We start from the raw sequence: 19,617 nt of genomic DNA, 5'->3' as shown, positions 1-19,617 counted from the left end.
CTCCTGACAACACGGCGTCCCTGGATAGAGCGGTAATGAATAAACAATACCAGCGGGTTTTGGTTACTACCCCACATCCTTTACTGCGGCTTGTCTGTCTGGGTCTGGTCACGTTCATCTTCACCTTATTTTCCCTTGAGCTGACTCGCTTCGGTACGCTGCTGGCGCCATTGTGGTTCCCGACCTCCATTATGATGGTGGCGTTTTACCGCCACGCGGGAAAAATGTGGCCCGGCATTGCGCTCGCCTGCTCTTTTGGCAATATTTTTGCCTCGTAGCTGCTTTTCTCGTGGGACGCGATCAGCCTGACCTACACCACAATCAATATTATTGAGGCCGGAATTGGGGCAGTTTTGTTGCGCAAGCTACTCCCCTGGTATAACCCGCTGCAAAACCTCAACGACTGGGTCCGTCTAGCCATCGGCAGTGCCCTGCTCCCTCCGCTGGTGGGGGGCGTTCTGGTTCATTTTCTGGTGCCGAGCGCAGAGCCGCTGCGTAATTTTATTTTCTGGGTACTTTCAGAATCCATTGGCGCACTGGCGCTGGTGCCGTTAGGTTTACTGTTTAAGCCGCACTACCTGCTGCGGCACCGCAACCCGAAACTGCTGCTGGAAACGCTGGTGACGCTAGTCATTACGCTGGTCCTGAGCTGGACGGCAATCACCTGGCTGCCGTGGCCATTTACCTGCATCATCGTTCTGCTGATGTGGAGCGCGGTACGCCTGCCGCGTATGGAAGCCTTCCTGGTATTTTTGTTCACCATCATGATGGTGTCCCTGATGATGGCGCGAAACCCGGCCTCCATGACGCCCTCGAGCATGATCGTCACCTTCAACGCGCCGTGGCTCCCCTTCCTGATGATGCTGCTACCTGCCAACATTATGACGATGGTGATGTATGCCTTCCGGGCCGAGCGTAAACACATCACCGAAAGCGAAGAACGTTTTCGTAATGCGATGGAATATTCCGCGATTGGTATGGCGCTGGTGGGCATTGAGGGCCAGTGGCTTCAGGCCAACAAGGCGCTGTGTAATTTCCTCGGTTACAGCCAGTCTGAACTCCAGGCGCTCACGTTCCAGCAGTTGACCTGGCCGGAGGATTTAAATACCGACCTGGAGCAGATGGAACAACTGGTGAACGGCGAGATCAACACCTACAGCCTCGAAAAACGCTACTACACCCGCAGCGGCGAAGTGGTCTGGGCGCTGCTGGCCGTCTCCGTGGTGCGTCATGCCGACGGTACGCCGCTCTACTTTATTGCGCAGATTGAAGACATCAACGACCTGAAACACACCGAGTGGGTCAATAAGCGGCTGATGGAACGCATTACTCTCGCTAACGAAGCCGGTGGCATTGGAATTTGGGAGTGGGATCTGGAGCCGGACGTGATCAGCTGGGATAAGCGGATGTTTGAACTGTACGAGATCCCCCCGCATATCAAGCCTACCTGGTCGCTCTGGCATGACGCCATCGTGCCTGAAGATCGTACGCATGCCGAACAGGTGCTGCGAGAGTCACTCCAGGCCAGAATGCCTTTCAAGCTGGAATTTCGCATTCGCGTCAAGGATGGCATTCGCCACATTCGTTCGCTGGCGAACCGGGTGCTGAACAAACAGGGCGAGGTGGAACGGCTGTTAGGGATCAACATGGATATGACCGAGGTGAAGCAGCTGAACGAGGCGCTGTTCCAGGAAAAAGAGCGCCTGCATATCACCCTCGACTCCATCGGCGAAGCGGTGCTGTGTACCGACATCGACATGAACATCACCTTTATGAACCCGGTTGCCGAGAAGATGAGCGGCTGGTCGCAAAGCGAAGCGCTGGGTCAGCCCGTTCTGAAGGTGCTGCACATTACCTTCGGCGAGAACGGTCCGTTAATGGAAAACATCCACAGCGGCGATATGTCCCGTACCGATATCGAACAGGATGTGGTGCTTAACTGCCGGAACGGCGGCAGTTACGACATTCACTACAGCATTACTCCGCTGAGCACCCTGGACGGACAGAATATTGGCTCGGTGCTGGTGATACAGGACGTGACCGAGTCGCGCAAAATGCTGCGCCAGCTGAGCTACAGCGCCTCCCATGACGCCCTGACCCACCTGGCGAACCGCGTCAGCTTTGAAAACCATCTGAAGCGTCTGTTGCAGACGGTACAGGAGACCCATCAGCGTCACGCGCTGGTCTTTATCGATCTTGACCGTTTTAAGGCGGTGAACGATACGGCAGGCCACGCGGCGGGCGATGCTCTCCTGCGCGAACTCTCCTCGCTAATGTTGACCATGCTGCGCTCCAGCGACGTGCTGGCGCGTCTGGGCGGCGACGAGTTTGGCCTGCTGCTGCCGGACTGCAACGTCGAAAGCGCACGCTATATTGCGGGCCGGTTGATCGACGCCATCAACAACTATCATTTTTCCTGGGAAGGACGCCTGCACCGGATTGGCGCAAGCGCAGGGATCACGCTGATTGACGACACCAATTATCAGGCTGCGGAAGTGATGTCTCAGGCCGATATCGCCTGTTACGCCTCGAAAAACAGCGGGCGCGGCGTGGTTACCGTCTATGAACCCCAGCAGGAGCGGATCCACAGCACGCGCAGCATGATGTCGCTGGATGAACAGTGGCACATGATTAAAGATAATCATCTGCTGATGATCGCCCGCAGCGTCGCCTCACCGCGCATTCCCGAGAGCAGTAGCTTCTGGCTGATTTCCCTGCGGCTGTGGACCAGCCAGGGGGAAGTGCTGGAGGAGCATGCCTTCCGCGCCGGGCTGGCGGAGGCAGAGCTACTGCACGCCCTTGACCGGCGTATTTTCAGCGAGTTTTTCCGCACCTATGCCAGACAGGTGGCGGCGAAAGGGATGGGCGTCGCGCTGCCGCTTTCAGAAGCGGGTTTAGCCAGCGTCACGCTGGTGGATGAGCTGCTCGACCTGATTACCAAAGGCCCGCTGCCCGCGCGGCTGCTGCATCTGGCGATCGCCGTCGATGTGCTGAGCAATAAAGATGAAAACGTGCAGCAGGGTCTGCAAAAGCTTCGTCATGCTGGCTGTCGCGTGGTGTTAACCCGCGTCGGACGCGATATGAACGTCTTCAGCCAGCTTAGCGCCCACACGGCGGATTATCTGCTGCTGGATGCAGACGTGGTGACCAACGTCCACGGCAATCTGATGGACGAGATGATGGTGACAATCATTCAGGGCCACGCCCAACGTCTGGGCATAAAAACCATAGCCGGGCCATGCCATCAGTCGATCATGATGGATACGCTGTCGGGCATCGGCGTTGACTTTATTTACGGCGATACCATCGGTGAAGCGCAGCCGCTGGATCTACTGCTGAATACCAGCTATTTCGCCATCAACTGACGGCGACCAGCCGTCGGTGTACCAGATATGTAACAACGCATAGGAGCGCCACGGCTGCCAGCGCTCAGCATAGCGACGGATCTGCGCGGGCGTCATACCGGCAAAGCGCTGCTTAATCAGATAATCATCCGGCAGAAAAACATCCTTCGCCTGCCAGCCGCGCAGGGCCAGATAATTGGCGGTCCAGCGTCCGATGCCGGGGCGCTGCTGTAACGCCTTCATCCCGGCCTCAATGTTCGCAGGCGGGAACAGCGGGAATTCACCGTCCACCACCGACTGCGCCAGGTGAATCAACGACTCCGCACGCCTGAGCGGCATCCCGAGGGCTTTTAACGCCAGCGGATCCGCCGCGGCCAGTACCTCTGGCGGCGGAAAGCAGAGGTAGCCCGGCGCATCCTCAATGGGTTCACCGCACAGCGCCACCACCCGTGACGCCAGTTTTGCCGCCATCGCCACGCTCACCAGTTGCCCGAGAATGGCGCGCACACCCTGCTCGTATGCATCCATCGCGCCCGGCAAACGTAACCCCGGCCGCGCCGCGCCGAGATCGCCCAGGGTACGCGCAATGTGCAGCGGGTCGCAATCGAGGTCAAACAGGCGGGCGATGCGGTCCAGGCAGATATCCGCTACCGGGATCAGGCCAGGGCTTAGCGACACCGCCAGCGTAGGGGTTGCGCTGTCTGGCGTAACCCGGAAAACGCCCCGGTGCCCGGCATAGCCAAAACTGCGCTCGTAGTAATCCTCCGTGACGGTTTCAACCCCCGCGACCGCACGTGCGGCAAGAAAGCCAAACATCCACGACCAGTCGTAAGGCGGTTGCCAGTTCAGGGTGTACATCGTCTCTCCTTTTGTCTTTACCTCAGCATAAACCGAAAGATCGCGTTACGCCTTGCTTTCATATTCCTGTTGTCGCCTGGCAGACATTTCGCTAAAGTCTCGCCCCTTCTCACCGGCATGGGGATTTATTGTGTTTATTGGATTCGACTACGGCACCGCAAACTGCTCGGTTGCGATAATGCAAAACGGACAACCGCAGCTCCTGAAAATGGAAAACGGCAGTACGCTGCTGCCGTCAATGCTCTGTGCGCCCACGCGTGAAGCGGTGAGCGAGTGGCTGTTCCGCCACCATCAGGTTCCGGCTACGGCGGCGGAGACCCAGGCGCTGCTGCGCCGTGCGGTCAGTTTCAACCGTGAAGAAGATATTGAGGTTACGCCGTCCAGCGTGCAGTTCGGCCTCTCCTCACTCGGGCAGTACATTGAAGACCCGGAAGAGGTTTACTTCGTAAAATCCCCGAAATCCTTCCTCGGCGCCAGCGGCCTGAAGCCGCAGCAGGTGGCGATGTTTGAGGATCTGGTCTGCGCGATGATGCTGCATATCCGCAATCAGGCGCAGTCGCAGGTGCCGGAGGCTATTACTCAGGCGGTGATTGGCCGCCCGATCAACTTCCAGGGGCTGGGCGGCGACGAAGCCAACCAGCAGGCGCAGGGGATCCTTGAGCGTGCAGCACACCGCGCTGGCTTCCGTGACGTGGTGTTTCAGTATGAGCCGGTGGCGGCGGGGCTGGATTTTGAAGCCACGCTGACGGAAGAGAAACGGGTGCTGGTGGTGGACATCGGCGGCGGCACAACGGACTGTTCATTGCTGCTGATGGGTCCGCAGTGGCATCACCGTCGCGATCGTGAAAACAGTCTGCTGGGGCACAGCGGCTGCCGCGTGGGCGGTAACGATCTGGATATCGCCCTGGCGTTCAAGAGCCTGATGCCGCTGCTCGGCATGGGCGGTCAAACCGAGAAAGGCATCGCCCTGCCGATCCTGCCGTGGTGGAACGCGATTGCCATCAACGACGTCCCGGCGCAGAGTGATTTTTACAGCACCGCGAATGGCCGTTTCCTCAACGATCTGGTGCGTGATGCGCAGGATGCGGAGAAGGTCGCACTGCTCTATAAAGTGTGGCGTCAGCGTCTGAGCTACCGCGTGGTGCGCACTGCCGAAGAGAGCAAAATTGCCCTTTCCGATCGTCCTGAGCATGCGGTTTCGCTGCCGTTTATCCGTGACGATCTGGCTACGGCTATCACGCAGGAAGGGCTGGAAGCGGCGCTGGCCCAGCCGCTACAGCGTATTCTGGAGCAGGTACAGCTGGCGCTGGAGAACGGCAAAGAGAAACCGGACGTGATTTACCTGACCGGCGGTAGCGCCCGTTCACCGCTCCTCAAAAAAGCGCTGGCGGAACAGCTGCCGGGGATCCCGATTGCCGGTGGCGATGACTTTGGCTCCGTCACGGCTGGGCTGGCGCGCTGGGCGCAGGTGGTGTTTAGCTAGCGTTGGTGCGGTCTGGTGCCCTCACCCCGGCCCTCTCCCATGGGGAGAGGGTGAAAACCGCTGCGCCACACTCAGACAATTCCCGACAGTCTTCCATATTTCCTCCATTTTTCCGCTGTGTTACCTGACTAAACTAGTATCATTCCCCGAAAGAGTTTCAGGATGAGAACCTATAACGATGAAAGGCAGTAACAAATTCCGCTGGGCAATCGCCGTTGGTCTGATTGTGGTGGCCCTTGCCGCCGCCTGGTACTGGCACAGCCAGTCCGCGAACTCCACGGCACCTGCTGGCGCCAACAGCGCCTCACAACGCCCAACGGGCGGGGGGCGTCACGGCATGCGCGGCGGTGCGCTGGCACCGGTGCAGGCAGCCACAGCGGTGACTAAAGCGGTGCCTCGTTATCTCTCCGGGCTGGGAACCATTACCGCCGCCAACACCGTGACGGTGCGTAGCCGCGTGGACGGTCAGCTGATGGCCATCCACTTCCAGGAAGGGCAGCAGGTGAAAGCCGGCGATCTGCTGGCGGAAATCGACCCAAGCCAGTTTAAGGTGGCCCTGGCGCAGGCGCAGGGGCAGCTCGCGAAAGACAAAGCCACCCTCGCCAATGCCCGCCGCGATTTAGCTCGCTATCAGCAGCTGGTAAAAACCAACCTCGTGTCGCGTCAGGAACTGGACACCCAGCAGTCTCTGGTGAGTGAATCTCAGGGCACCATCAAGGCCGACGAAGCCGCGGTCGCCAGCGCCCAGCTCCAGCTTGACTGGAGCCGGATCACCGCGCCGATTGACGGCCGCGTGGGCCTGAAACAGGTTGATATCGGCAACCAAATCTCCAGCGGCGATACCACCGGCATCGTGGTGATCACCCAGACGCACCCTATCGATCTCGTCTTTACCCTGCCGGAAAGCGACATTGCGACGGTGGTACAGGCGCAGAAGGCCGGAAAAGCGCTGGTGGTTGAAGCCTGGGATCGCACCAACAAACAGAAGCTGAGCGAAGGTTCGCTGCTGAGCCTGGATAACCAGATCGACACCACCACCGGCACCATTAAGCTTAAAGCACGCTTCAACAATCAGGATGATGCCCTGTTCCCGAATCAGTTCGTCAATGCGCGCATGCTGGTCGCGACCGAAGAAAACGCGGTGGTGATCCCGACGGCGGCCCTGCAAATGGGCAGTGAAGGCAACTTTGTCTGGGTGCTGAACAGCGAAAACAAGGTCAGCAAACACCTGGTGAAAACCGGCATCCAGGACAGCCAGACGGTGGTAATCAGCGCCGGGCTGTCCGCAGGCGACCGCGTCGTCACCGACGGTATTGACCGTCTGACCGAAGGGGCGCAGGTCGAGGTGGTGGAAGCGCAGAATACAGGAGCAAAAGCCTGATGCAGGTGATGCCGCCGAGCTCTACAGGTGGGCCATCACGCCTGTTTATTTTACGTCCGGTTGCCACGACTCTGTTGATGGTGGCGATTCTGCTGGCCGGGATCATTGGCTACCGTTTTCTGCCCGTGTCGGCGTTGCCGGAAGTGGACTATCCGACCATCCAGGTTGTCACCCTCTATCCGGGCGCCAGTCCGGATGTGGTCACGTCCGCCATCACCGCCCCGCTGGAGCGTCAGTTTGGCCAGATGTCTGGCCTGAAGCAGATGTCCTCCCAAAGTTCCGGCGGCGCCTCGGTCGTCACGCTTCAGTTCCAGCTCACGCTGTCGCTGGACGTCGCTGAACAGGAGGTGCAGGCCGCGATTAACGCCGCCACGAACCTGCTGCCGTCTGACCTGCCTAACCCGCCGGTTTACAGCAAGGTCAACCCGGCGGATCCGCCGATCATGACCCTTGCCGTCACCTCCTCCGCCATGCCGATGACCCAGGTGGAAGACATGGTTGAAACCCGCGTGGCGCAGAAGATTTCGCAGGTGACCGGCGTGGGGCTGGTGACGCTGGCAGGCGGTCAACGCCCCGCCGTTCGCGTCAAACTGAATGCCCAGGCCATTGCCGCGCTGGGGTTAACCAGTGAAACCATTCGCACCGCCATCAGCAGCGCCAACGTCAACTCCGCGAAAGGCTCGCTGGACGGCCCGACCCGCGCGGTCACGCTCTCCGCCAACGACCAGATGCAGTCCGCCGATGAGTACCGTCAGCTGATTATCGCCTACCAGAACGGCGCGCCGATCCGCCTGGGCGACGTGGCAACCGTCGAACAAGGGGCGGAAAACAGCTGGCTCGGGGCGTGGGCCAACAAGCAGCAGGCGATTGTCATGAACGTTCAGCGCCAGCCGGGCGCGAACATCATTGATACCGCCGACAGCATTCGCACCATGCTGCCGCAGCTGGTGGAAAGCCTGCCAAAATCGGTCAGCGTGAAAGTGCTCTCTGACCGCACCACGAATATTCGCGCGTCGGTGACCGACACCCAGTTCGAGCTGATGCTGGCGATTGCGCTGGTGGTGATGATCATCTACCTGTTCCTGCGCAACGTCCCGGCAACCATTATTCCCGCCGTTGCCGTGCCGCTCTCGCTGGTCGGCACCTTTGCGGTGATGGTGTTCCTTGATTTCTCGATCAACAACCTGACGCTGATGGCGCTCACCATCGCCACCGGGTTCGTGGTGGATGATGCCATCGTCGTTATCGAGAACATCTCGCGCTATATCGAGAAAGGCGAAAAGCCGCTGGCCGCCGCGCTGAAGGGCGCAGGGGAGATCGGCTTTACCATTATCTCACTGACCTTCTCGCTGATTGCGGTGCTGATCCCGCTGCTGTTTATGGGCGATATCGTCGGGCGGCTGTTCCGCGAGTTTGCCGTGACGCTGGCGGTCGCCATTCTGATCTCCGCCGTGGTGTCGCTGACGCTCACGCCGATGATGTGCGCCCGCATGCTGAGCCACGAATCTTTGCGCAAGCAAAACCGCTTCTCGCGCGCCTCCGAGCGGATGTTCGAGCGCATTATTGCCGCCTATGGCCGCGTGCTGGCGAAAGTCCTGAACCATCCGTGGGCAACTCTCGGCGTGGCGCTCGGCACCCTGGCGCTCAGCGTGATGCTGTGGATATTCATTCCGAAAGGCTTCTTCCCGATTCAGGACAACGGCATTATTCAGGGCACACTTCAGGCCCCGCAGACGGTCTCCTTCGCCAACATGGCGCAGCGCCAGCAGCAGGTGTCAGAGATCATCATGAAAGATCCGGCGGTGGAAAGCCTGACGGCCTACGTGGGCGTGGACGGCACCAACCCGTCCCTGAACAGCGCGCGCCTGCAAATTAACCTCAAACCGCTTGATGACCGCGACGATCGCGTCAACACGGTGATTGAGCGTCTGCAAAGCGCGGTGGCGCGCGTGCCGGGCATTGAGCTGTATCTGCAACCGATTCAGGATTTAACCATTGATACGCAGGTCAGCCGCACGCAGTACCAGTTTACGCTCCAGGCCACCACGCTTGAGGCGCTGAGCACCTGGGTGCCGCAGTTGGTGGATAAGCTGAAAGCGCTGCCGCAGGTTTCTGACGTCAGCAGCGACTGGCAGGATAAAGGGCTGGCGGCATACGTGAACGTCAACCGCGACACCGCCAGCCGTCTGGGTATTACCATGTCCGACGTGGATAACGCGCTGTATAACGCCTTTGGCCAGCGCCTGATCTCCACCATTTACACCCAGGCAAACCAGTATCGCGTGGTGCTGGAACATAACACCGAAAACACCCCCGGTCTGGCGGCGCTGGACTCGGTACGCCTGACCAGCAAAGACGGCGGTATTGTGCCGCTCAGCGCCATTGCCAGCGTGGAAGAGCGTCACACCCCGCTGTCGATTAACCATCTCGATCAGTTCTCGTCCACCACCATTTCCTTCAACGTGCCGGACGGGTATTCCCTGGGCGAAGCGGTGGAGGCCATTCTGGGCGCGGAGAAAGAACTTAGCTTCCCGTCCGATATTCAGACCCAGTTCCAGGGCAGTACGCTGGCGTTCCAGGCCGCGCTGGGGAGCACCGTCTGGCTGATTGTTGCGGCGGTGGTAGCGATGTATATCGTGCTTGGCGTGCTGTATGAAAGCTTTATCCATCCGATCACTATTCTCTCCACCCTGCCGACGGCGGGCGTGGGGGCGCTGCTGGCGCTGATGCTGGCGGGAAGCGAACTGGACGTGATAGCCATTATCGGCATCATCCTGCTTATCGGGATCGTGAAGAAAAACGCCATTATGATGATCGACTTTGCGCTGGCCGCCGAACGCGAGCAGGGGATGGCGCCGCGCGAGGCCATTTTCCAGGCCTGTCTGCTGCGTTTTCGTCCGATCCTGATGACCACCCTCGCCGCCCTGTTAGGCGCGCTGCCGCTGATGTTGAGCACCGGCGTGGGGGCCGAACTGCGCCGTCCGCTGGGGATCGGGATGGTGGGTGGCCTGCTGGTGAGCCAGGTGCTGACGCTGTTTACCACGCCGGTTGTCTACCTGCTGTTTGACCGTCTGGCCCTGTGGACGAAAAGCCGCTTCCCGAAACGTGAAGAGGAGGCGTAAGTGAAGTTTTTTGCCCTCTTCATTTACCGTCCGGTAGCGACGATTTTACTCTCCGTCGCCATCACCCTGTGCGGTGTGCTGGGTTTCCGGCTGCTGCCGGTGGCCCCGCTGCCGCAGGTCGATTTCCCGGTGATCATGGTCAGCGCCTCGCTGCCGGGGGCATCGCCGGAAACCATGGCGTCATCGGTGGCGACGCCGCTTGAACGATCGCTTGGGCGAATTGCCGGGGTGAACGAGATGACCTCCAGCAGCTCGCTGGGCAGCACGCGCATCATTCTGGAATTCAACTTCGACCGGGATATCAACGGCGCGGCGCGTGACGTGCAGGCCGCGATTAATGCCGCGCAAAGCCTGCTGCCAAGCGGCATGCCGAGCCGTCCAACCTACCGCAAGGCCAATCCGTCCGACGCGCCGATCATGATCCTGACGCTTACGTCAGAGACCTACTCCCAGGGCGAACTGTACGATTTTGCCTCCACCCAGCTGGCGCAAACCATCGCCCAGATCGACGGCGTGGGCGACGTGGACGTCGGCGGCAGTTCCCTCCCCGCCGTGCGCGTGGGGCTAAATCCGCAGGCGCTGTTTAATCAGGGCGTGTCGCTGGACGACGTGCGATCCGCCATCAGCAACGCCAACGTGCGTAAACCGCAGGGCGCCATTGAGGACAACAGCCACCGCTGGCAGATCCAGACCAACGACGAGCTGAAAACCGCCGCCGAGTATCAGCCGTTAATTATTCACTACAATAACGGCGCGGCGGTGCGCCTGAGCGACGTCGCCAGTGTCACCGACTCGGTGCAGGACGTGCGTAACGCCGGGATGACCAATGCCAAACCCGCGATTTTGCTGATGATCCGCAAGCTGCCGGAAGCCAACATCATCCAGACGGTAAACAGCATCCGCGCGCGCCTGCCAGAGCTTCAGGAAACGATTCCGGCGGCCATCGACCTCCAGATTGCGCAGGACCGCTCCCCCACCATCCGCGCCTCGCTTGAGGAGGTCGAGCAAACGCTGATCATCTCCGTCGCGCTGGTGATCCTGGTGGTGTTCCTGTTCCTGCGCTCGGGGCGCGCCACGCTGATCCCAGCGGTGGCGGTTCCGGTATCGCTGATAGGCACCTTTGCCGCCATGTACCTGTGCGGCTTTAGCCTTAACAACCTGTCGCTGATGGCGCTGACGATTGCCACCGGCTTTGTGGTGGATGACGCCATCGTGGTGCTGGAAAATATCTCGCGTCATCTGGAAGCGGGCATGAAGCCGCTCCAGGCGGCACTTCAGGGGACGCGCGAGGTGGGCTTCACGGTCCTGTCCATGAGCTTGTCGCTGGTGGCGGTGTTCCTGCCACTGCTGCTGATGGGCGGCCTGCCGGGGCGACTGCTGCGCGAATTTGCCGTTACGCTCTCCGTCGCCATCGGTATCTCACTGGTCATTTCGCTGACGCTGACGCCGATGATGTGCGGCTGGATGCTAAAGCGCAGCCAACCGCACTCGCAGCCGCGCAGGAAAGGCTTTGGCCGCGTCCTGATGGCGATGCAGGCAGGCTACGGCAAATCGCTGAAGTGGGTGCTGAACCACACGCGTCTTGTCGGGTTGGTGCTGATCGGCACCATTGTGCTCAACGTCTGGATGTATATCACCATCCCGAAAACCTTCTTCCCGGAGCAGGATACCGGCGTGCTGATGGGCGGTATTCAGGCAGACCAGAGTATTTCGTTCCAGGCGATGCGCGGCAAACTGCAAGACTTTATGAAAATCATCCGGGAAGATCCGGCCGTGGATAACGTGACCGGCTTTACTGGCGGCTCGCGCGTTAACAGCGGGATGATGTTTATTACCCTCAAGCCGCGCGATGAACGTCATGAAACGGCGCAGCAGATCATTGACCGCCTGCGGGTGAAGCTTGCCAAAGAGCCGGGGGCGAATCTGTTTTTGATGGCCGTTCAGGATATCCGCGTCGGGGGGCGACAGGCTAACGCCAGCTATCAGTACACCCTGCTCTCGGACGATTTAGCCGCCCTGCGCGAGTGGGAGCCGAAGATACGCAAAGCGCTGGCCGCGCTGCCGCAGCTGGCGGACGTGAACTCCGACAGCCAGAACAACGGCGCGGAGATGGCGCTCACCTACGATCGTGAAACCATGTCGCGGCTGGGCATCAACGTTGAAGCGGCCAACAGCCTGCTTAACAACGCCTTCGGCCAGCGTGAAGTTTCCACCATCTATCAGCCGATGAACCAGTACAAGGTGGTGATGGAGGTCGATCCGCGCTACACCCAGGACATCAGCGCGCTGGACAAGATGTTTGTGATTAATAATGACGGCAAGGCCATCCCGCTGTCGTACTTCGCCAGCTGGCAGCCGTCGAACGCGCCGCTGTCGGTGAATCACCAGGGGCTTTCTGCCGCCTCGACCGTGTCGTTTAACCTGCCAACCGGTTCGTCGCTGTCTGAGGCGAGTGATGCCATCAACCGCGCCATGACCCAGCTCGGGGTGCCCTCCTCCGTGCGCGGCAGTTTTGCCGGTACGGCGCAGGTGTTCCAGGACACCATGAACTCGCAGGTCATTTTGATTCTGGCGGCCATTGCGACGGTCTATATCGTACTGGGCGTGTTGTATGAAAGCTACGTGCATCCGTTGACCATCCTCTCCACGCTGCCTTCTGCGGGCGTGGGGGCGCTGCTGGCGCTGGAGCTATTCGGTGCCCCATTCAGCCTCATCGCGCTCATCGGGATCATGCTATTAATAGGCATCGTGAAGAAAAACGCGATTATGATGGTCGACTTCGCCCTGGACGCCCAGCGCAACGGCAACCTGACGCCGGACGAGGCGATATTCCAGGCCTGTCTGCTGCGTTTTCGCCCGATCATGATGACCACCCTGGCCGCACTGTTTGGCGCGCTGCCGCTGGTCATGTCCGGCGGCGATGGTTCGGAACTGCGCCAGCCGCTGGGGATCACGATTGTCGGTGGTCTGGTGATGAGCCAGCTGCTGACGCTCTACACCACGCCGGTAGTCTATCTGTTCTTTGACCGACTGCGGCTGCGTTTTTCGCGTAATAAGAGAACCACGGTGACCGAGTAAATGACCGACCTACCCAGTAACGTTCGCTGGCAATTGTGGATCGTCGCGTTCGGCTTCTTTATGCAGTCGCTGGACACGACCATCGTGAACACCGCCCTCCCCTCAATGGCGAAAAGCCTGGGGGAGAGTCCGCTGCACATGCATATGGTGATTGTCGCCTACGTGCTGACGGTCGCCGTGATGCTGCCTGCCAGCGGCTGGCTGGCGGATAAGGTCGGCGTGCGGAATATTTTCTTCACTGCCATTGTGCTGTTTACCACCGGGTCGCTGTTTTGTGCCCAGGCCAATACCCTCGACCAGCTGGTGATGGCGCGCGTGCTACAGGGCGTCGGCGGCGCGATGATGGTGCCCGTCGGGCGACTCACGGTGATGAAAATTGTTCCGCGCGCGCAGTACATGGCGGCGATGACCTTCGTCACCCTGCCCGGTCAGGTCGGCCCGCTGCTTGGCCCGGCGCTGGGCGGTATTCTGGTGGAGTATGCCTCCTGGCACTGGATCTTCCTGATCAACCTGCCGGTCGGTATTATCGGCGCGATTGCCACCCTGACGCTGATGCCGAACTATAAAATGCAGACCCGGCGCTTTGATGTCGTTGGCTTTATCCTGCTGGCGGCTGGCATGGCGACGCTCACCCTGGCGCTCGACGGGCAAAAAGGGCTGGGGATCTCCTCCCTGTCGCTCGCCCTGCTGGTGGCACTGGGGATCACCGCGATCCTCTGGTATCTGTGGCATGCCAGAGGCAACGAAAACGCGCTGTTCAGCCTGAATTTGTTCAGGAACCCCACCTACCGTCTTGGTCTTATCGGTAGCTTTGCCGGACGCATCGGCAGCGGCATGTTGCCGTTTATGACGCCGGTATTTTTACAGATTGGGATGGGCTTCTCGCCGTTCCACGCCGGGTTAATGATGATCCCGATGGTGCTCGGCAGCATGGGGATGAAGCGTATTGTGGTGCAGGTGGTGAACCGCTTTGGCTATCGCCGGGTGCTGGTGGCCGCCACGCTCGGGCTGGCGCTGGTCTGCCTGCTGTTTATGGCTGTGGCGCTGCTGGGCTGGTACTACATCCTGCCGCTGGTGCTGTTCTGCCAGGGGATTATCAACTCCATGCGCTTCTCGTCGATGAACACCCTGACGCTAAAAGATCTGCCGGACGAGCTGGCGAGCAGCGGTAACAGCCTACTGTCGATGATCATGCAACTCTCCATGAGCGTGGGGGTCACGGTGGCCGGTTTGCTGCTCGGCATGTACGGTCAGCACCATCTCAGCGCCGACACCCCCGTCGCGCATCAGGTCTTTTTATACACTTACCTCAGCATGGCGGTAATTATCGCCATGCCCGCTTTTATCTTTGCCAGAGTACCGAATGACACGACCAAAAACGTCGTGATCCGACGCGGCAAAAGGAGTGCACCATGAAATTCTGGCGTCCGGGGATCACCGGCAAGCTTTTTGTGGCGATTTTCGCCACCTGTATCGTCTTGCTGATTACCATGCACTGGGCGGTGCGGGTCAGCTTTGAGCGGGGCTTTATTGACTACATCAAACACGGTAACGAACAGCGTTTACAGGGCTTAAGCGACGCGCTGGGCGAGCAGTACAGCCTGCACGGTAACTGGCGTTTTCTGCGCAACAACGACCGTTTTATTTTTCAAATCCTGCGTTCGCTGGAGCACGATAACGACGACGACCGCCCGGGGCCGGGCATGCCGCCGCACGGCTGGCGCACCCAGTTCTGGGTGATTGACCAGGAGATGCGCGTGCTCGTTGGCCCACGCTCACCGGTACCGCCGGATGGCACAAAGCGCGCCATTACCTCGAACGGCGCAACGGTAGGCTGGGTAATTGCCTCGCCGGTCGAGCGCCTGACGCGCAACACCGACATCAACTTTGACCGCCAGCAGCGGCAAACCAGCTGGCTGATTGTCGCGCTTTCTACCCTGCTTGCGGCGCTCGCCACCTTCCCGCTGGCGCGTGGCCTGCTGGCACCGGTTAAGCGCCTGGTGGAAGGCACACACAAGCTGGCGGCGGGTGATTTCTCGACCCGCGTGGACACCCGCAGCCAGGATGAACTGGGCAAGCTGGCGCAGGACTTCAACCAGCTCGCCAGCACGCTGGAAAAAAACCAGCAGATGCGCCGGGACTTTATGGCGGACATTTCGCACGAGCTGCGCACCCCGCTGGCGGTGCTGCGCGGCGAGCTGGAGGCGATTCAGGACGGCGTGCGGCAGTTCACCCCCGAGTCCGTGGCCTCGTTGCAGGCGGAAGTCGGCACGCTGACCAAGCTGGTGGACGATCTGCATCAGCTTTCCATGTCCGACGAAGGCGCCCTGGCTTACCAGAAAGCCCCTATCGATGTGATCAATATCCTTGAAGTCGTGACCGGCGCGTTCCGCGAGCGCTTCGCCAGCCGTGACCTGAAAATCAACCTCTCGCTGCCGGACAGCGCGGTGGTATTTGGCGACAGGGATCGCCTGATGCAGCTGTTCAATAATCTGCTGGAGAACAGCCTTCGCTACACCGACGGCGGCGGCGCGCTGCATATCTCCGGCAAACAGGAAAACGGGCGCTTTGCCCTGACCTTTGCGGACTCCGTCCCTGGCGTGAAGGATGCGCAGCTGGAAAAACTGTTTGAACGCTTCTATCGCACCGAAGGTTCACGCAATCGCGCCAGCGGCGGTTCCGGCCTTGGGCTGGCGATATGCGTTAACATTGTGGAAGCCCACGGGGGCACCATCCGCGCCGCCCATTCGCCTTTTGGCGGGGTAAGCATTACAGTAGAGTTACCTCTGGAACGGGATTTATCGAGGGAAGCATGACCGAGTTACCGATTGACGACAACACACCGCGCATTTTGATCGTGGAAGACGAGCCTAAACTGGGGCAACTGCTGATCGACTATTTGCGCGCCGCGAGCTATGCGCCAACGCTTATCAGCCACGGCGACCAGGTGTTGCCCTACGTGCGCCAGACGCCGCCGGATCTGATCCTGCTGGATCTGATGCTGCCGGGTACCGACGGCCTGTCCCTGTGCCGTGAAATTCGTCGTTTCTCCGATGTGCCCATTGTGATGGTGACGGCCAAAATCGAAGAGATCGACCGTCTGCTGGGGCTTGAAATCGGCGCCGACGATTACATCTGCAAGCCATACAGCCCGCGGGAGGTGGTCGCGCGCGTGAAAACGATCCTCCGCCGCTGTAAGCCGCAGCGCGAGCTTCAGGTGCTGGACGCCGAAAGCCCGCTGGTCGTTGACGAAAGCCGCTTCCAGGCAAGCTGGCGCAGCAAACTGCTGGATCTCACCCCTGCGGAGTTCCGCCTGCTGAAAACGCTCTCCCACGAGCCGGGGAAAGTGTTTTCCCGTGAACAACTGCTTAACCATCTGTATGACGATTACCGCGTGGTGACCGACCGCACCATCGACAGCCACATCAAAAACCTGCGCCGCAAGCTGGAGGCGCTGGACGCCGACCAGTCGTTTATTCGCGCGGTGTACGGCGTGGGGTATCGCTGGGAAGCGGATGCGTGCAGGATTGCCTAAATAAACACCCCCTCACCCTGCCCTCTCCCCAAAGGGGAGAGGGTGTTTGAGTCCCCTCTCCCCTTTGGGGAGAGGGTTAGGGTGAGGGGCAAAGCTTTACCTCTCTTCCCCGCAGCGCTACAATGCCCGCCCTTAAAGTGGGGGATCTCCCCTTACCGCTGCACCTGGTGCACGCGGATCTGACCTGTCATCAGAACGAGAACAAACATGTTTAAACCGGAACTCCTTTCCCCGGCGGGAACGCTGCAAAATATGCGTTACGCTTTCGCCTATGGCGCCGACGCCGTCTACGCGGGCCAGCCGCGCTACTCGCTGCGCGTGCGTAACAACGAATTCAACCACGAGAATCTTCAGCTCGGCATCAACGAAGCGCATGCTCTGGGCAAAAAATTCTACGTGGTGGTGAATATCGCGCCGCACAACGCCAAGCTGAAAACGTTCATTCGTGACCTGAAGCCGGTGGTGGATATGGGGCCGGACGCGCTGATCATGTCGGACCCCGGTTTAATCATGCTGGTTCGGGAGAACTTCCCGGAGATGGATATTCACCTCTCGGTGCAGGCCAACGCCGTTAACTGGGCGACGGTGAAATTCTGGAAACAGATGGGGCTGACCCGCGTCATTCTTTCCCGCGAGCTGTCTCTCGAAGAGATCGAAGAGATCCGCACCCAGGTGCCGGATATGGAGATCGAAATCTTCGTCCACGGTGCGCTGTGCATGGCCTACTCCGGGCGCTGCCTGCTCTCTGGCTACATCAACAAGCGTGACCCGAACCAGGGCACCTGCACCAACGCCTGCCGCTGGGAATATAACGTTCAGGAAGGCAAAGAGGATGACATCGGCAACATCGTGCACAAACACGAGCCGATCCCGGTCACCAACGTTGAGCCAACGCTGGGTATCGGCGCGCCTACCGACAGCGTGTTTATGATCGAAGAAGCCAAACGTCCGGGCGAGTACATGACCGCCTTTGAAGACGAGCACGGCACCTACATCATGAACTCCAAAGATCTGCGCGCCGTCGCGCACGTGGAGCGTCTGACGCAGATGGGCGTGCACTCCCTGAAAATCGAAGGCCGCACCAAGTCTTACTACTACTGCGCCCGTACCGCACAGGTGTATCGCAAAGCCATCGACGATGCCGCTGCCGGTAAACCGTTCGATACCAGCCTGCTGGAAACGCTGGAAGGCCTGGCGCATCGCGGCTATACCGAAGGCTTCCTGCGTCGTCACACCCACGACGACTACCAGAACTACGAGCATGGCTATTCCATTTCTGAACGCCAGCAGTTTGTAGGTGACTTCACCGGTGAACGTAAAGGTCCACTGGCCGCCGTCGCCGTAAAAAACAAATTCACAAAAGGTGACAGCCTGGAGCTGATGACGCCGCAGGGCAACATGAACTTCCGTCTTGAGCACCTGGAAAACAAAAAAGGTGAAGCGATTGAGGTCGCACCTGGCGATGGCCATGTGGTCTGGCTGCCGGTTCCTGAAGAGGTGGAGCTGGAGTTTGCACTGCTGATGCGTAATTTTGAAGGTGAAAACACCCGAAATCCACACAGCAAATAGTCAATCAACGGGATTTTTTCACGCTGGGATAATTCTTAGAATCGGATCACATACCGCTTCGTTCAATACGGGTATTATCCCCCCGCTGAAAAACATAACCCATAAATGCTAGCTGTACCAGGAACCACCTCCTTAGCCTGCGTAATCTCCCTTACGCGGGCTTATTTTTTGCCTTTCATCCTGTTCTTACCCGCTTTTTCCTTCTCTGGGATACACTCTTTTTATAGTAAAAAAAGGGAGCAACCCGGATGGCAACCTATCCAGACAGTTTATTAATTCTCAATGGCAAAAGTGCAGGCAACGATTTGTTGCGCCAGGCGATTACCGAATTGCGTGAAGATGGCGCGCGCATTCACGTGAGGGTGACTTTTGAAAAAGGCGATGCGGCACGCTATATCGACGAAGGCATCAGGTTAGGCGCTGAGACCATCATTTCCGGCGGCGGCGACGGAACAATCAACGAGATCGCTGGCGCGCTTATTGACCTCAACACAGCACATCGCCCGGTGATGGGCATTTTACCGCTCGGTACTGCCAATGATTTTGCCACCAGCGCAGGCATACCTGAGGATTTAGGGAAAGCGCTGCAACTGGCTATCCTCGGAAAAGCGACCGCCGTTGATATTGCACAGGTGAATGAAAGAACCTGCTTTATCAATATGGCGACGGGGGGCTTCGGTACGCGGATCACCAGCGAAACGCCAGAAAAACTGAAAGCCGCGCTGGGTGGCGTCTCGTATCTCATTCACGGCCTGATGCGCATGGACACCCTCAAGCCCGACAGCTGTGAAATCCTCGGTGAAAACTTCCACTGGCAGGGCGACGCGCTGGTGATTGGTATCGGCAATGGGCGTCAGGCAGGCGGCGGACAGCAGCTTTGCCCGGAAGCGCTGATTAATGACGGTCAGCTACAGCTGCGCATTTTTACCGGCGACGGGCTGCTGCCCGCGCTGTTTACGACGCTGACGCAGCCAGAGGAGAGCCCGAATATTATCGACGGCAAATCCGCGTGGTTTGAAGTGATCGCCCCACACGGCATGACCTTTAACCTCGACGGGGAGCCGCTCAGCGGTAAGCGATTCCGTATCGAAGTGTTACCCGGCGCGTTGGAGTGCCGGTTGCCGCCGGACTGCGTGCTGTTGCGCTGATGTTTTACAGAGTGCGCGATAATGGCCTCTCCCACCGGTAGAGGGATCCCCAGTAATTTTTAAGCTGAAGCAATAAAGCGACTTTCAGAATGAACGATG

The 19,617-nt window shown here is 59.3% G+C and carries 10 protein-coding genes and 1 pseudogene; 10 read left to right on the top strand and 1 reads right to left on the bottom strand.

Going from position 1 to position 19,617, the window contains the following annotated elements; genetic code table 11:
* Positions 1-35: 35 nt before the first annotated feature.
* A pseudogene (locus tag ACOTX7_RS16105) lies at positions 36-3,365 on the top strand (diguanylate cyclase).
* On the opposite strand, the gene alkA reads toward ACOTX7_RS16105, so the two are convergent.
* Positions 3,330-4,202: a DNA-3-methyladenine glycosylase 2 gene (gene alkA, locus ACOTX7_RS16100; RefSeq protein WP_006811252.1), complete on the bottom strand. Its 873-nt coding sequence runs from the start codon at positions 4,200-4,202 to the stop codon at positions 3,330-3,332. The pseudogene ACOTX7_RS16105 and the gene alkA sit on opposite strands and share 36 nt — an antisense overlap.
* A 130-nt stretch (positions 4,203-4,332) precedes the next feature.
* Here alkA and yegD point away from each other — a divergent pair, with 130 nt between their 5' ends.
* The 9 genes from yegD to yegS all read left to right on the top strand — a co-directional run bounded on the left by yegD (position 4,333) and on the right by yegS (position 19,518).
* A complete protein-coding gene (gene yegD / locus ACOTX7_RS16095) occupies positions 4,333-5,685 on the top strand; it encodes a molecular chaperone (RefSeq protein WP_221812910.1) in 1,353 nt (450 codons plus the stop codon).
* A 178-nt stretch (positions 5,686-5,863) separates the two neighbouring features.
* Positions 5,864-7,066: an MdtA/MuxA family multidrug efflux RND transporter periplasmic adaptor subunit gene (locus ACOTX7_RS16090; protein ID WP_047354481.1), complete on the top strand. Its 1,203-nt coding sequence runs from the start codon at positions 5,864-5,866 to the stop codon at positions 7,064-7,066.
* On the top strand, positions 7,066-10,188 hold the full coding sequence (locus tag ACOTX7_RS16085) for an MdtB/MuxB family multidrug efflux RND transporter permease subunit (RefSeq protein ID WP_221256220.1): 3,123 nt from the start codon (positions 7,066-7,068) through the stop codon (positions 10,186-10,188). The genes ACOTX7_RS16090 and ACOTX7_RS16085 overlap by 1 nt, the downstream gene beginning before the upstream one ends.
* Positions 10,189-13,266: a multidrug efflux RND transporter permease subunit MdtC gene (mdtC, locus tag ACOTX7_RS16080; RefSeq protein ID WP_221256221.1), complete on the top strand. Its 3,078-nt coding sequence runs from the start codon at positions 10,189-10,191 to the stop codon at positions 13,264-13,266.
* Positions 13,267-14,682, top strand: a complete 1,416-nt coding sequence (locus ACOTX7_RS16075) for an MFS transporter (RefSeq protein ID WP_221256222.1) — start codon at positions 13,267-13,269, stop codon at positions 14,680-14,682.
* Positions 14,679-16,082: a two-component system sensor histidine kinase BaeS gene (gene baeS / locus ACOTX7_RS16070; protein ID WP_221256223.1), complete on the top strand. Its 1,404-nt coding sequence runs from the start codon at positions 14,679-14,681 to the stop codon at positions 16,080-16,082. The genes ACOTX7_RS16075 and baeS overlap by 4 nt, the downstream gene beginning before the upstream one ends.
* Positions 16,079-16,801 (top strand): two-component system response regulator BaeR, encoded by a 723-nt coding sequence (gene baeR / locus ACOTX7_RS16065; RefSeq protein WP_006811259.1) that lies wholly within the window; start codon positions 16,079-16,081, stop codon positions 16,799-16,801. Before baeS ends, baeR begins: the two co-directional genes overlap by 4 nt.
* 207 nt (positions 16,802-17,008) lie before the next feature.
* Positions 17,009-18,370, top strand: coding sequence for a tRNA 5-hydroxyuridine modification protein YegQ (gene yegQ / locus ACOTX7_RS16060; RefSeq protein WP_006811260.1), 1,362 nt, complete (start codon positions 17,009-17,011; stop codon positions 18,368-18,370).
* A 248-nt stretch (positions 18,371-18,618) separates the two neighbouring features.
* Entirely contained in the window at positions 18,619-19,518 is a 900-nt protein-coding gene (gene yegS, locus ACOTX7_RS16055) for a lipid kinase YegS (protein ID WP_221256224.1), read from the top strand.
* Positions 19,519-19,617: the final 99 nt, after the last annotated feature.

It is taken from the genome of Enterobacter cloacae complex sp. IR5418 (assembly GCF_049238105.1).
Lineage (GTDB): Bacteria > Pseudomonadota > Gammaproteobacteria > Enterobacterales > Enterobacteriaceae > Enterobacter > Enterobacter hormaechei.
The sequence above is the reverse complement of the archived record's forward strand: the minus strand, read 5'-3'. Positions and strand labels throughout refer to the sequence as shown.

What these genes read in the sequence shown, in the direction of transcription:
- ACOTX7_RS16090 (WP_047354481.1), top strand. Translation starts at nt 5,864, where the DNA reads ATGAAAGGCAGTAACAAATTCCGCTGGGCAATCGCCGTTGGTCTGATT.
- alkA (WP_006811252.1), bottom strand. Translation starts at nt 4,202, where the DNA reads ATGTACACCCTGAACTGGCAACCGCCTTACGACTGGTCGTGGATGTTT.
- ACOTX7_RS16075 (WP_221256222.1), top strand. Translation starts at nt 13,267, where the DNA reads ATGACCGACCTACCCAGTAACGTTCGCTGGCAATTGTGGATCGTCGCG.
- yegS (WP_221256224.1), top strand. Translation starts at nt 18,619, where the DNA reads ATGGCAACCTATCCAGACAGTTTATTAATTCTCAATGGCAAAAGTGCA.
- yegQ (WP_006811260.1), top strand. Translation starts at nt 17,009, where the DNA reads ATGTTTAAACCGGAACTCCTTTCCCCGGCGGGAACGCTGCAAAATATG.
- baeS (WP_221256223.1), top strand. Translation starts at nt 14,679, where the DNA reads ATGAAATTCTGGCGTCCGGGGATCACCGGCAAGCTTTTTGTGGCGATT.
- ACOTX7_RS16085 (WP_221256220.1), top strand. Translation starts at nt 7,066, where the DNA reads ATGCAGGTGATGCCGCCGAGCTCTACAGGTGGGCCATCACGCCTGTTT.
- baeR (WP_006811259.1), top strand. Translation starts at nt 16,079, where the DNA reads ATGACCGAGTTACCGATTGACGACAACACACCGCGCATTTTGATCGTG.